The 13,691-nt window shown below is 61.8% G+C and carries 13 protein-coding genes and 2 tRNA genes; 6 read left to right on the forward strand and 9 right to left on the reverse strand.

The window, feature by feature from the left end; all coding sequences use genetic code 11:
• Positions 1-4: 4 nt before the first annotated feature.
• Positions 5-80: transfer RNA gene (locus NKJ90_RS04785), tRNA-Val, on the reverse strand.
• 216 nt (positions 81-296) lie between these two features.
• Here NKJ90_RS04785 and NKJ90_RS04790 point away from each other — a divergent pair.
• Positions 297-373: transfer RNA gene (locus NKJ90_RS04790), tRNA-Asp, on the forward strand.
• 124 nt (positions 374-497) lie between these two features.
• On the opposite strand, the gene NKJ90_RS04795 is transcribed toward NKJ90_RS04790, so the two are convergent.
• The 4 genes from NKJ90_RS04795 to NKJ90_RS04810 form a co-directional block, all read right to left on the reverse strand.
• Positions 498-815 (reverse strand): hypothetical protein, encoded by a 318-nt coding sequence (locus NKJ90_RS04795; protein WP_156938560.1) that lies wholly within the window; start codon positions 813-815, stop codon positions 498-500.
• 356 nt (positions 816-1,171) lie between these two features.
• On the reverse strand, positions 1,172-2,101 hold the full coding sequence (rbsK, locus tag NKJ90_RS04800) for a ribokinase (protein WP_023759829.1): 930 nt from the start codon (positions 2,099-2,101) through the stop codon (positions 1,172-1,174).
• Positions 2,102-2,105: 4 nt separating this feature from the next.
• The gene (locus NKJ90_RS04805; RefSeq protein WP_023759830.1) at positions 2,106-2,558 is read right to left on the reverse strand and encodes an RbsD/FucU family protein; all 453 of its coding nucleotides are present in this window, start codon (positions 2,556-2,558) and stop codon (positions 2,106-2,108) included.
• Between the two features lie 27 nt (positions 2,559-2,585).
• A complete protein-coding gene (locus NKJ90_RS04810) occupies positions 2,586-3,644 on the reverse strand; it encodes an ABC transporter ATP-binding protein (protein WP_023759831.1) in 1,059 nt (352 codons plus the stop codon).
• Positions 3,645-3,928: 284 nt separating this feature from the next.
• Here NKJ90_RS04810 and NKJ90_RS04815 point away from each other — a divergent pair, with 284 nt between their 5' ends.
• The 3 genes from NKJ90_RS04815 to NKJ90_RS04825 all read left to right on the forward strand — a co-directional run bounded on the left by NKJ90_RS04815 (position 3,929) and on the right by NKJ90_RS04825 (position 7,774).
• Positions 3,929-5,605, forward strand: coding sequence for an ABC transporter substrate-binding protein (locus NKJ90_RS04815; protein ID WP_023759832.1), 1,677 nt, complete (start codon positions 3,929-3,931; stop codon positions 5,603-5,605).
• Positions 5,606-5,689: 84 nt separating this feature from the next.
• Entirely contained in the window at positions 5,690-6,811 is a 1,122-nt protein-coding gene (locus NKJ90_RS04820; RefSeq protein WP_031260347.1) for a carbohydrate ABC transporter permease, read from the forward strand.
• 45 nt (positions 6,812-6,856) lie between these two features.
• Entirely contained in the window at positions 6,857-7,774 is a 918-nt protein-coding gene (locus NKJ90_RS04825) for a carbohydrate ABC transporter permease (protein ID WP_023759834.1), read from the forward strand.
• 245 nt (positions 7,775-8,019) lie between these two features.
• On the opposite strand, the gene NKJ90_RS04830 is transcribed toward NKJ90_RS04825, so the two are convergent.
• Positions 8,020-8,763, reverse strand: a complete 744-nt coding sequence (locus tag NKJ90_RS04830) for a creatininase family protein (protein ID WP_352485741.1) — start codon at positions 8,761-8,763, stop codon at positions 8,020-8,022.
• Positions 8,764-8,766: 3 nt separating this feature from the next.
• Positions 8,767-9,333 carry an SIS domain-containing protein gene (locus NKJ90_RS04835; protein ID WP_023759836.1) on the reverse strand — a complete coding sequence of 189 codons (567 nt, stop codon included), beginning with the start codon at positions 9,331-9,333 and terminating at the stop codon, positions 8,767-8,769.
• Between the two features lie 175 nt (positions 9,334-9,508).
• Here NKJ90_RS04835 and NKJ90_RS04840 point away from each other — a divergent pair, with 175 nt between their 5' ends.
• Complete coding sequence (locus NKJ90_RS04840; protein ID WP_023759837.1) at positions 9,509-10,531, forward strand: aldo/keto reductase; 1,023 nt, start codon at positions 9,509-9,511, stop codon at positions 10,529-10,531.
• An 88-nt stretch (positions 10,532-10,619) separates the two neighbouring features.
• Here NKJ90_RS04840 and NKJ90_RS04845 read toward each other — a convergent pair whose 3' ends face one another.
• Entirely contained in the window at positions 10,620-10,892 is a 273-nt protein-coding gene (locus tag NKJ90_RS04845; protein ID WP_015318196.1) for an HU family DNA-binding protein, read from the reverse strand.
• Between NKJ90_RS04845 and NKJ90_RS04850 the strand changes: the two genes are divergently transcribed.
• Positions 10,885-11,154: a hypothetical protein gene (locus tag NKJ90_RS04850; RefSeq protein WP_156938561.1), complete on the forward strand. Its 270-nt coding sequence runs from the start codon at positions 10,885-10,887 to the stop codon at positions 11,152-11,154. The genes NKJ90_RS04845 and NKJ90_RS04850 overlap by 8 nt on opposite strands.
• 36 nt (positions 11,155-11,190) lie before the next feature.
• Here NKJ90_RS04850 and lon read toward each other — a convergent pair whose 3' ends face one another.
• Positions 11,191-13,602, reverse strand: coding sequence for an endopeptidase La (gene lon, locus NKJ90_RS04855; RefSeq protein ID WP_352485743.1), 2,412 nt, complete (start codon positions 13,600-13,602; stop codon positions 11,191-11,193).
• Between the last annotated feature and the right edge of the window lie 89 nt (positions 13,603-13,691).

A 13,691-nucleotide genomic window follows, 5' to 3' on the forward strand; every position in this document is an offset into this window, starting at 1 on the left:
CATATGGTGGGCGATGACGGGCTCGAACCGCCGACATCTTCGGTGTAAACGAAGCGCTCTACCAACTGAGCTAATCGCCCGCTCCGGGCCGGACCTTTAAGCGGTCGGGATCGGCTTCGCAAGGCCAAATGAGCGCAGAGCGCTCTGGTTGGATACCGGTTTTGCCAACAAAAGGCCGGCTGTCAAAAAACCTTCTCCTGTTTGCTGTTATGCTGTGCCGTCACGCTTGACACCCGGTGGCGAACCCCTTATCCAGCGCCCCAACGACGAACACGGCTGACACGTGTTCGCCATGCGCGGGTGTAGCTCAGTTGGTTAGAGTGCCGGCCTGTCACGCCGGAGGTCGCGGGTTCGAGCCCCGTCACTCGCGCCATTTAACTTACTGATAGTTAAATGGTTTTCGCGCTAAGTAGGCTTCGGCCTTGTCAGGCAATCGGACCATGTAGCAGGCTGCGAAGAATTCGCGGACGACTGCTGCCGCTTGAAGCGCGCCCCCCCTAGATGCGCGCAGCGCCATTCTCCCGGCTGCCAAAATGCCGTGCCGATGATGCGGCCGGTCGATCGTCACTTGGCCTTTGGTCTGACCCGCAGCCTACCTCGATGATTCCGACCAGTGCGCGAACAAATTCAACCATATCATTTGCCGTAATGGCGGCCTTGTCGGGACTTTGGCCAATGCGTTCGGCGGCTGCGCAACATGACAGGCGGATGAGATCGTAGTGTGAATCCCTTTCATCCTCCGGCATCGCCGCTAATTTCATGGCTCGGCGATGAATCAACCGCAGCAATTGTTCGAGAGCTGCTCCGACACTCATGCGTTTGCTCCGCATTGGTCGACCGTCCCACCGGAAACGTCGACGAGGACGTGTTTTCCCCCGTGATGTGGAAAGGCTGCATCACGGCTGTTAATATATCGTTTAGTGCTAATATAATGACACTCCGCGGAGCTGTCCTGCCACCGGAGCACCCGAGGGCAACCTTGAAATCGTTCGTTGTCAGCACCGTGTCGCGTTGACAGAAGCCCGCCACCGTGAGGCAGCGGGCATGGCCTAAACGGCCCGGCCTCTACAGCGATTGCGAGCCTGATCACGGCCTTCGTTGTCAGGAATGAAGCTGAAGAACATCGGTTGGCGGTCGCGTGCCCAGCCTTGCAATCCGAGCAGCCCTAACCTTATCCCCTCGCCAGCAGCGCCTCGACCTCCTGAAGCGTCGGCATCGACGGCGCGGTCCCTGGTCGCGTCACTGAAATTCCGGCGACGGCGCAGGCGAAGCGCACGGCTTGAAACGGCTCCACGCCTCGCGAAAGTGCCGCGGCCAGGCCGCCATTGAAGGCGTCGCCCGCCCCGGTTGTTTCGATCACCGGTCCCGCACTGACGGTGGGAATATGGTCGGAGCGGCCCTTCGAGTGTAAAAGCGCGCCCTTGTCACCCAGCGTGACGATGACTGTGCCGACACCCATTTCGAGCAGCCTGTCCGCGGCGGCTCGCGCCTCGTCGACGGAGGACACCTTCATCCCGGTCAATTCCTCCGTCTCGGTCTCGTTGGGCGTGAAATAGTCACACAACGCATAGATGCGGTCGGGAAGTTTTGCCGCCGGGGCCGGGTTGAGGATCGTCGTCACCCCTGCCCCACGTGCGATCTCCAGCGCTCGCATAGCTGCTTCGATCGGCTGTTCGAGCTGGGTGACGAAGACGCCGGCACTACGGATGAGCCCGGCATTGGCTTCGATGTCGGCTGGCGAGATCAGCATGGCGGCACCGGGGCTGACGATGATGGCATTGTTGCCGGTCGTCTCCTCGACGAAGATGTAGGCGGCACCGGTATAGCTTTCCGGTGTGTCGATGACGGCATTCTTGACGCCCGCCTGCGCCCAGGTCTGCCTGGCCATGTCGGCGAAGGGGTCGACGCCGAGGCGGGTGAGGAAGGTGACATCGGCGCCAAGCTTGCCGGCGGCAACCGCCTGGTTTGAGCCCTTGCCGCCCGGCCCCAGCGTGAAGGATGTCCCGAGGATCGTTTCGCCCATGCGCGGCTGCCGCAGTGCCCTGTAGGCGGTGTCGGCGACGAACACACCCAATATGACGACAGGCTTGCCCGAAGCCACGCCGCTACTCCGCATCCGGAGGCACGACGCCCTTGCGGAAGGCGAAGCAGCCATAGAAGCGGCGCTCGCCGGTCTGGATGACGCAATAGGCCTGCTTGGCGCGCTCGTAGAAGGCATAGCGCTCAACCGCTACCATCGGCCACGACTTGCCCTCGGCCGCGTCGATTTCCTTTTGTACCTCGTTCTGCACAGCGGGAATCTCGTCTGGCTTGCCGACGATCTCCATGCGCGCGGCGGAGTCGTCGACGAACGTGTCCAGCGGGTAGAGCGACAGCACCGCCTTTGCGACCTCCGCGGCCGACGCATCGATGCGCAGAAGGCGGCCGAGCGCGGTCTGGCGCGCCACCGAATCGGACGGAAAATTGGTGTCGGCGATGATCAGATCATCGCCATGCCCCATTGCCCGCAATGCCTGCAGCACGTCGGCATTGAGCAGCGGGTTGATGCCTTTGAGCATGATATTCCTCGTGAAGTCCGATTGAGATCAGAGACGCTTGCCGGTCTCGGCGTCGAAAAGATGGATCTGGTCGAGCCGCGGCTTCAGCGTGAGCGTGTCGCCCGGCTTGAAGTCGTGGCGCTCGCGAAACAGCGCCACCATCTCGCCTTCGCCGAAGCGCAGGAAGACCAGCGTTTCAGAGCCGGTCGGCTCAACCACCGAAATCTTCGCCGGCACGCCATCGGGATGGATTTCGAGGTGTTCCGGGCGCACGCCATAGACAATGGCCTGGCCGTCCTGTGCGGCATTGTCCGATGCAACCGGGAACAGCGTGCCCGCAATATCGACACCTGGCTTCGCACCCTTGCGCATGACGCCCTTGAGCAGGTTCATCGAAGGCGAGCCGATGAATCCGGCGACAAACAGGTTGGCCGGTCGGTCGAACAGTTCCAGCGGCGCGCCGACCTGCTCGATGCGGCCGTCGCGCATGACGACGATTTTGTCGGCCATGGTCATGGCCTCGATCTGGTCATGGGTGACGTAGATGGTGGTGGTCTTCAGCCGCTGGTGGAGTTCCTTGATCTCGGTGCGCATCTGTACGCGCAGCTTGGCGTCCAGATTGGAGAGCGGCTCGTCGAACAGGAACACTTGGGGATTTCGCACAATGGCGCGCCCCATCGCCACGCGCTGGCGCTGCCCGCCGGAGAGCTGGCGCGGATAGCGCTTCAGGTAGGGATTGAGGTCGAGGATGTCGGCGGCGCGCTTGACCCGCTCGGCGACCACGGCCGGATCGGTTTTCCGCAGCTTGAGCGCAAAGGCCATGTTCTGCTCGACCGTCTTGTGCGGATAAAGCGCATAGTTCTGGAACACCATGGCGATGTCGCGCTTGGCCGGCGGCAGATGGTTGACGATCCGGTCGCCGATGGCGATCGTGCCGCCGGAGACCGTCTCCAGCCCGGCAACCATCCTGAGCAGCGTGGACTTGCCGCAACCCGAAGGCCCCACCAGAACCACGAACTGCCCGTCTGAGATGTCGACGCTGACTTCGTGCAGAACCTTGACGGTTCCGAATGCCTTGGCCACCTTGCTGATCGCGACTTGCGCCATATCTCCCCCGCCGGCTCCATTAGCCGTAGGCGCAGAAGCTAACCAACGCGACCGGTCAGGGCAAGTCAGTCTGATACAGGTAAACCCGTTCTCGTTGACACGGCGTTTGGTTGCGAGAATAGTGGCAGCTGCTGGTCAAAATGTCGGTACCCGATCCGCAATCGGAACTTTAATCGCCGCAGGGTGGGGTCCTGCCTAATTCGTTTCCGAACGGGAGCATCGTTGGCGCTCCAGCGTCCGACAGTTGGTCACTTATTCACACTGAATTCTGGGAGGAACAGGCAATGAGAACGGATCTTTACGAGAAACTGGTTCGTGCCGGCGCCACAAGGCGCGACATATTGAAGGGTGCGGCCAGCATGGCCGCAATCGCAGCGGCATCTGGTGCAGGGCTCGGCGCCTTGACGCGCCCGGCTTCCGCTGCAAGCGAACTTCGCTCCAAAATCCTGCAGATCCCCGGCGTCGGCAAGGGTCAGCCGACCGATGCCGACTTCCAGAAGGTCGGCGAGCTTTGCCTCGAAGCCACCAAGGCCAACGTCAAGGAAGGCGAATTCGCCGGCGTCGAGCTCTCCTTCATGGGCCTCAACAACCAGAACCTGCACAATGTGCTGTTCCGCGGCTTCCTGAAGCCGTGGGAGGCCTATACCGGGGCCAAGATCAACTGGATCGACCTGGCGCAGGCTGACTACAATCCGCGCCTGCAGCAGGCTATCGCCACGAACACAATCGACTTTGATATCGTCGAGATGGGCGCGCCTTTCGAAGGCGATGTCTGCGGCAAGGGCCTCACTTCCGAGATGCCCGACTGGGTCAGGAAGCAGATCGATATGGATGATCTGGTGGCCTATCTGAAGCCGCCGGTCGGCACCTGGAACGGCAAGCAGTATCGCGTTACCGTCGACGGAGACGCGCACAACTTCAACTACCGCACCGACGTGTTCTCCGACTCTGATCTGGCAGCAGCCTGGAAAGCCGATAGCGGCGACAAGGCAGGCCTGACGGAATGGGGCGTGCCGAAGACCTGGCAGCAGGTGCAGGTAGTGACCAAGTTCCTCAAGGGCAAGCAGATGAAGGGCCAGGACGTCTACGGCTACCTCGACGCGCCCAAGCCCTGGGGCGGCTTCGGCTTCTATTTCCTCGGCAGCCGCGCCTCCGCCTATGCCAAGCATCCGGATGACAAGGCGTGGCTATTCGATCCGGATACCATGAAACCGCGCGTCAACAACCCGGCTTGGGTGCGCGCGATCCAGGACGTGATCGATGCGCTGCCTTCCGAGCCGCAAGATCAAATCAATGCCGACCCGAACCAGACCTGTTTCTCCCAATTCCTGGGCGGCACCGGTTCGATGCTAGCTTGGTGGGGAGACGCGGGCTCGAATGCGAAAACTAACGATTCGTCGGTCGTCGGCGATGTCACAGGCTTCTCGATCCTGCCAGGCTCCGACGATGTCTACAATTCCAAAACTGGCAAGTGGGACAAACTGGCCAGCGGCCCTAACTATGCGCCGAACTGCGCCTATCTCGGCTGGGGCGTCTATGTCATGGCCCGCGTCGACAGTGACGAGAAGAAGAAAAAGGCAGCCTGGTCTGCGGCAGCCCATCTCGGCGGCAAGGACCTGTCGCTCTGGTGCGCCGCATATCCATCGGGCTTCCAGCCGTACCGCAATTCCCATTTCGACATTCCGGAATGGGTGGCGGCCGGCTACGACGAGGCGTTCATCACCTCCTACCTCAAGTCGGAGGCCGACAGCTACAACCATCCGAATGCGGCGATCGAGCCGCGCATCCCCGGCATCTTCCAATACTACAGCGCCGCCGAGGACATCCTGGCCAACACCTTCGCCGGCAAGATGAAGGCGCAGGAAGGCGCCGACGCCATTGCGGCGGCCTGGGAGAAGCTGACCGATCAGATCGGCCGCGACAACCAGATCAAGCTCTACAAGGCCTCGCTCGGCATGTAGGCTGGCTTATAAACCGTGGTTCGGCGGCGCAAAGCCGCCGGACCTGACGGCCGGCAAAGGGCCTTCTGTGAACGGACGGGACGCGTGGCTAACCAGACTTTGCCCACCAATGCGTGGCCGGCAGACGCCGCCCCTTACGATCTGATTTCACCGAGCCGCAAACGCCTGGGCTGGGCTTTGATGGCTGCTGCAACTCTCGGTCTGCTGGCGGTGATCGCGCTGGAGATCCTGTACAAGACCGAAGCCGACACCGTCGGCTTCGAAACCTGGCGCCCGGTCGTCTACGCCTATGTGCTGTGGGGCGTGGCTATCGGCATCGGCCAGGTGCTGACGCGCGGCGAAGACGGCCAGCGTGCGCTGTTCCTGCTGCCGGCGCTGCTGTTCACCATCGCCATGGTGATCTTCCCGACGCTGTTCGGTTTCTACATCGCGCTCACCGACTGGAATCTCAGTTCCTTCTCTGGCCGCAAGTTCAACGGGCTCGCCAATTTCTGGCAGATGCTGGGCGATCCCTATTACCGCAATGCGCTGTTCAACATGGTGCTCTATGTGCTGGCGGTGGCGGTCGAATATGTCATTGCCTTCGGCCTGGCGCTGTTGCTCAACGCGCAGATCCGGGCGCGCAAATTCTTCCGCGTCGTCTTCCTCTTGCCCTTGATGCTGTCGCCGGTCGCGGTGTCGTGGATGATCGGCAAATCGCTGATGGAATACCGCTTCGGACCGGCAGCGACGCTGGCGCGCCATCTCGGCTGGGAGAATCCAGCCTTCTTCAGCGACCCGATCATCGCGCGCATCGCAATCATGGTGCTGGATGCCTGGACGTTCATTCCGTTCATGATGATCATGCTGCTGGCCGGGCTGCAGGCGATGTCGCGCGAGGTGCTCGAAGCCGCCCGCGTGGACGGCGCCAATGTGTGGCAGACCTTCTGGCAGGTCACCTTCCCGCTGATGCTGCCGGTGTCGGTGACGGCGGTGATCCTGCGCATCATCTTCAAGCTGAAGCTTGCCGACATCATCATCACGGTGACATCGGGCGGCCCGGGCGGCGCTACCGATTCCGTGTCGAGCTTCATCTATCGCGAATACCGCGACCGCTCGAATGTCGGCTACGGAACCATGCTGGCGATGGCCTATCTGGTGATCATCATCGTATTCGTCACGTGGCTGTTGAAATTTGCCAACCGCTTCGTGCGCAATGTGAATTGAAGCAGGGCGGATCAATTGAAGCAAGATCGGGTGAATTGAAGCAAGATGAGCGTACTGACCACCGAATATGTAGCCTCGGAGATCCGCTCGCCGGCGAGCTTCCTCGCCAGCCGCTTCTTCATCTATGCGGCGCTGGCCTTCTGGGCGTTCGTCTGCCTGTTCCCGATCTATTGGACGATCACGACCTCGTTCAAGACCGCGGTCGACGTCACCCAAGGCCATCTGATCCCCTTCGTCGACTTCCAGCCGGACTGGAAGGGCTGGCGCTCGCTCGGCCTGTCGCCGGACTCGATCTTCCAGACCTCGACGGTGCGCGAGGAGTTCCTCAAGCGCTTCATGAATTCGGTGATCACCTCGGTCGGCGCATCGAGCCTGGCCATCGTCATCGGCAGCCTCGCCGCCTACGGGCTCACCCGCTATCGCTACCATTTCGCCTGGTTCAAGAACGAGGACATCTCGTTCTTCTTCCTGTCGCAGCTGATCCTGCCTCCGGTGGTGCTGGCTCTGCCCTTCCTGGTGCTCTACCGTGAAGTCGGCCTGCTCGACACGCGCGTCGGGCTGATCCTGCTCTACACGCTGATGGTGCTGCCGATCGTCATCTGGATCATGCGCGACCAGTTCAACTCCATCCCGGTCGAGCTCGAGGAAGCAGCGCTCGTTGACGGGTTGTCGATCTGGGGAGCCTTCTTCCGCATCGTCATGCCGATCGCGCTGCCCGGCATGGTCGCCGCCTTCATCCTGGCGATGGTGCTGTGCTGGAATGAATATTTCTTCGCCGCCCTTTTGACCTCGACCGATGCCAAGACCATCCCCGTCATGGTGGCGAGCCAGACCGGCTCGCAAGGCATCAACTGGTGGTCGATGGCGGCGCTTGCGACGGCGGCCATCGCGCCTCTCGCTGTCATCGGCATAGCGCTCGAGCGCTATCTGATCATGGGCATGACCGCGGGAGCGGTGAAGTAGAGCGGGAGGGGGCGGCCTCGCGCCCCTGATCTGTAAATTTTCGACCTCGGCGGGGCAGCACCCCCCTCTGGCCTACCGGCCATCTCCCCCGCAAGGAGGGAGATCGGCAGCTCATGCGTTCCGCCAGCCTTCCGACATTGGCGATTGGCGAAAGTCTTGGCGGCATCCAATCTCCCCCCTTGCGGGGGAGATGTCCGGCAGGACAGAGGGGGGTGTGAAGGATCGCTGCATAGCGGCTTTGTCTGCTAGCGTCTCAGGATCGTGCGCAGGTGATCCATGATCATTGCGACGCCCTTTTCTCCGAGCTCCGCCGAAGCATCCTTGGCACTCGCCGTATACCAGCCGGTATTGTCTTCGAAGTGGTTGGTATCGACAGCCTCCGGGCATAGCGCCAGCATCAGCGACGTCTCGCCAATGCCGGCATGATCGAACGGGTACTTGCCATTCATATCAGCCGACATCAGCGGATGCACCTGCACCCAGTTGAAGAAATTGGCGCCCTCGGCGTGCTCGGCATAGTAGTCGGCCATCGCCTCGGAGCCCCACCAGCCTTCGCCGCGTTCCTTCTCGAGAAAGCGGAAGATCGCCTGGCGGCCGGCGGTCTTGAACGCCAGATCGGTCGGCATGCCGGCGGTGAAATTCTCGGTCTGGTGGTGGATGATGGCGTGGATGTTGCGAAAACCTATGCGCAGCAGGCTGTAGAACAGCTCCTCGCCGAACGGCGCCAGCGCATTGCCGCCGACCTGCACCGAGCCGCTGCCCTCCGGCGGCGCCACAGCGTAGCTCGCAGAACCGTAGTAGAAGGGTGGCAGGATGACGACGTCCCTCTCCTTTTCGAATAGCTCCAGGGTCTTGATGACGGCCAGCGTGTCCATGCCGACGGCCATGTGCTCGCCATGGTATTCGAGCACGCCAAGCGGGAGGGCGACCGGCCAGTTCTCGGCGATCGCCCTGCGGATCTGGTGAGGCAGCATCAGTTCGTAGCGCATGATCTATTCCATGTTTGTGTGGCGGGCGCGCATGGCGTCCGGCGACGCGCCGGTCAAATCCTTGAGCTTCAGCACCATCACCTCGAACAGCAGGAACAATGCGCCTTCAAAGACCGAGCCCATCGGCAGCACCGACGTCTTCCGCGCTCCCTGGTCGCTGGCCATGGTCTGCGCTGGAATGAGCAGCGTGAAATCGGCGCGCTTTGCCGCGCTGCCATCGTCCTGGGCCGTCAGCAGCAGGTTGGTCGCGCCTGCATCGTTCGCGACCTGCATGAGGGTCAGCACGGTCGAGGTTTCTCCGGGTCCGGAACTGACCAGGAAGACATCGCCTGGCCCCAGGGGCGGCGTGGTCATGTCGCCGACCACGGCGACCGGCAGGCCAAGATGGTAGAGCCGCATGGCAAAGCCCCTGACCTGCAAACCCTCGCGGCCACAGCCATAGACGACGATCTGCCTGGCGCCGGCCAGCATCTTGCAGGCAGCATCGATCCGGCGCTCGTCAACGCGCGCCAGCACGCCGCCGAGTTCGTCAAGCGCGGTCCCGAACAGGCCTTTGCTCTTGTCGCTCACCGCAAACCTGCCATCGAAAACACCCTGGGATTTGCCGCTCTTGCTGCCACGAACAGCTTGATTTCGTTCATGCTAGCAATCGCGAAAATGCGTGTCCAACGCTGCGCGGCGCTTTTGCCTGATCACAGGCATGATAATGTCATGCAGACAAATCAAGTGAGGCAAACGGCAGGATATGAAGACACGGCATTTCGACCGCATCGGCAATGGCGGCATCAGCTTCACCGAACTCGGCTTCGGCACGGCGCCGCTTGGCAATCTCTACCGTGCCGTCTCGGACGAGGATGCCAACGCCACGCTGGAGGCCGCCTGGGCGACCGGCTGCCGCTACTACGACACCGCGCCGCTCTACGGGCTTGGCCTGTCGGAAACCCGGCTCAACCCTTTCCTGCGCGGCAAGAAGCGCGACGACTATGTGCTGTCGAGCAAAGTCGGCCGTATCATGCGCGTCTGCCCGCCTGAAGAGCGCACCGGCATCGGCAAGTTCTTCGACACGCCATCGCGCCGCGAGGTGTACGACTACAGCTATGACGGCGTGATGCGCTCGTTCGAAGCCTCGCTGGAGCGCCTCGGCGTCGACCGTATCGACATCCTCTTCGTGCACGATGTCGACATCTTCACCCATGGCAGCAAGGAAGCGTCCGACCGGCGCATCGAAGAATTCATGCGCTCCGGCTATTACGGTTTGCTCTCGCTGCGCGACCAGGGCGTGATCAAGGCGTTCGGCGGAGGCATCAATGAGTGGCAGGTTGCGCAGACGCTGGCCGAGCGCGGCGATTTCGACCTGTTCCTGCTTGCCGGCCGCTATACGCTGCTCGAACAGGAGGCGCTGACATCCTTCCTGCCGCTTTGCCAGGCGCGCGGCATCGGCATCGTTCTGGGCGGGCCCTACAACTCCGGCATCCTGGCGACGGGACCGAAGCCCGGCGCACACTACAACTATTCCGAAGCGCCGAAGGACATCCTCGACCGGGTCGCCGCCATCGAAAGCGTCTGCAAGCGCCACGGCGTGCGCCTGATCGAGGCCGCGCTGCAATTCCCGCTGCTGCACCCCTCGGTCGTCTCGGTGATCCCCGGTGGCCAGCGGCCGAGCGAAGTCGAGAGCAACCGTTCGCTGCTCGATGCAAAACTGCCCGCAGCGCTTTGGGCCGATCTCAAGAAGGAAGGCCTCATGCGCACTGAGGCGCCGACCGCATAACCCAGTCGCCATGCGCATCGGCGTCGGGCACAAAAATGAAAAGCCGGGCAAGCCCGGCTTTTCTGGTCTCTGAAAAGAAAAAAGGCGCTTAGTTGACTGCGTCCTTGAGGCCCTTGCCGGCCGAGAACTTCGGCACGGTGCGTGCCGGGATCTTCACTTCGGCGCCGGTCTGAGGATTGCGGCCGGTCGACGCCGCACGCTTTGACACGGTGAAATTGCCAAAGCCGACAAGCCGGACATCGCCGCCCTTCTTCAGTTCGCCGCTGATCACGGAAAATACCGCATCCACCGCCGACTGCGCGTCACCCTTCGAAATGCTCGCGGCGTCGGCGACAGCGGACACCAGTTCGTTCTTGTTCATAAAAATTCCCTTCCATGAGAACACCGGAACTTACGACTCATCCGGCAGGAAACGGACTTTAGAAAGAAGCGTTGCCGCAACCAAGTCGCAAAGCCGTGAAAAAAGCGGAAAAAGCCCGGAATTCCGGGGTTTTTCACATGAAAAAGCCGGGCGCGAAGCCCGGCTCTCTGTTTATGCATTGCAACCTTGGCGAAAACCAACGCATGGCTCCGAAAAACGCAGCCGGTTTTCGGAAAGGGCCATGCGCAAGTCCAAGTACTAGAGCGTCCTTTGCTCGTCCAAGCGGACGCGCGGCGCTCTAGTGGGCAAGCGTCTTCCCGGCATCGTCCGTGGTGTCGGTCGCGGCCGGAGGATTTACCGGTTCGATCCATTCGATCGCCTCCGGCATACGCACCAGCGCGTGGCGCAACACTTCACCGACCCGTGCGACCGGAATGATCTCCATGCCGTTCTTCACGTTGTCCGGAATGTCCGCCAGATCCTTGGCGTTGTCTTCCGGGATCAGCACCTTCTTGATGCCGCCGCGCAATGCGGCAAGCAGCTTCTCCTTCAGGCCGCCGATCGGCAGAACCCTGCCGCGCAACGTGATCTCGCCGGTCATCGCCACATCCGCCTTGACCGGAATGCCGGTCAGAACGGAGACGATTGCGGTCGCCATCGCCACGCCTGCCGACGGTCCGTCCTTGGGCGTCGCACCTTCCGGAACGTGCACGTGGATGTCGCGCTTGTCGAACAGCGGCGGCTCGACGCCGAAATCGATGGCACGGGAGCGGACATAGGAAGCCGCCGCCGATATCGATTCCTTCATCACGTCGCGCAGATTGCCCGTCACCGTCATGCGGCCCTTGCCGGGCATCATGACGCCTTCGATCGTCAGCAGCTCGCCGCCGACTTCCGTCCAGGCGAGCCCGGTAACGACACCGACCTGATCGTCAGCCTCGACCTGACCGAAGCGGAACCGCGGAACACCGAGGTAGTCGGCGAGGTTCGCCGCCGTGATGTCCACCGTCTTCTTCTTCGTCTTCAGGATCTCGGTCACCGCCTTGCGGCCGAGCTTCATCAGTTCGCGCTCCAGGCTTCTGACACCCGCTTCACGGGTGTAGGTCTGGATGATGGCGCGGATCGCGTCCTCGCCGACGGAGAACTCCTTCGGCTGCAGGGCATGGTCGCGCACCACTTTCGGCATCAGGTGCCGCTTGGCGATCTCGATCTTCTCGTCCTCGGTGTAGCCGGCGATACGGATGATCTCCATGCGGTCCATCAAGGGCGCAGGGATGTTCAGCGTGTTCGCCGTCGTCACGAACATCACGCTCGACAGGTCGTATTCGACCTCGAGGTAATGGTCCATGAACGTCGAGTTCTGTTCGGGATCGAGGACCTCGAGCAGAGCCGACGACGGATCACCACGGAAGTCCTGGCCCATCTTGTCGATCTCGTCGAGCAGGAAGAGCGGGTTGGACTTCTTCGCCTTCTTCATCGACTGGATGACCTTGCCGGGCATCGAGCCGATGTAGGTGCGGCGGTGGCCACGGATCTCGGCCTCGTCACGCACGCCGCCAAGCGCCATGCGGATGAATTCGCGACCGGTCGCCTTGGCGATAGACTTGCCGAGCGACGTCTTGCCGACGCCGGGAGGGCCGACGAGGCACAGGATCGGCCCCTTCAGCTTCTTCTGACGGCTTTGCACGGCAAGGTACTCGACGATGCGGTCCTTGACCTTGTCGAGGCCGAAATGGTCGGTGTCGAGCACGTTCTGCGCGAAAGCCAGATCCTGCTTGACCTTGGAGTTCTTGCCCCACGGGATCGACAGGATCCAGTCGAGATAATTGCGCACGACCGTCGATTCGGCCGACATGGGCGACATCGTCCTGAGCTTCTTCAACTCGGCTTCCGCCTTTTCGCGGGCCTCCTTGGAGAGCTTGGTTTTCTTGATGCGAGCCTCGATCTCGGCGGCTTCGTCGCGGCCGTCCTCGCCCTCGCCGAGTTCTTTCTGGATCGCCTTCATCTGCTCGTTGAGGTAGTATTCGCGCTGCGTCTTCTCCATCTGGCGCTTGACGCGCGAGCGGATGCGCTTCTCCACCTGCAGGACCGAGATTTCGGCCTCCATGAACCCCATCGCCTTTTCCAGACGCTCCTTCACCGAGAGCGTGGCCAGCATTTCCTGCTTTTCAGGGATCTTGATGGCGAGATGCGAAGCGACCGTGTCGGCGAGCTTGGAATAGTCGTCGATCTGGCTGGCGGCACCCACCACTTCGGGCGAGATCTTCTTGTTCAGCTTGACGTAGTTCTCGAAGTCGGTGACGACGGAACGAGCCAGCGCCTCGACCTCGACCTCTTCCTCGTCCGGCTCGACCAATGCCGAGGCGCGGGCTTCATGGAAGTCGGGACGGTCGGTGAACGAGACGATTTTCGCGCGCGAGGCGCCCTCGACCAGAACCTTGACGGTGCCGTCGGGCAGCTTCAGCAACTGCAGCACATTGGCGAGCGTGCCGATGTCGAAGATGGCATCGGGCTCGGGATCGTCGTCTGCGGCATTCATCTGGGTGGCAAGCAGGATCTGCTTTTCCTGACCCATCACCTCTTCCAGCGCCTTGATCGACTTCTCACGCCCGACGAAGAGCGGAACGATCATATGCGGGAATACCACGATGTCGCGCAGTGGGAGGACTGCGAAGACGCCGTCGCTGGGTGCCTTGGATATTTTGGCCATTGTCCAACCTTTCATGTCGCGGCCGCCAATCAGCCAACCGCGAATCTTATATTAACGACCGGGGATCGTTCCGCCTACCATCGTTTGTG

The organism is Mesorhizobium sp. M0051, from assembly GCF_040323235.1.
GTDB lineage: Bacteria > Pseudomonadota > Alphaproteobacteria > Rhizobiales > Rhizobiaceae > Mesorhizobium.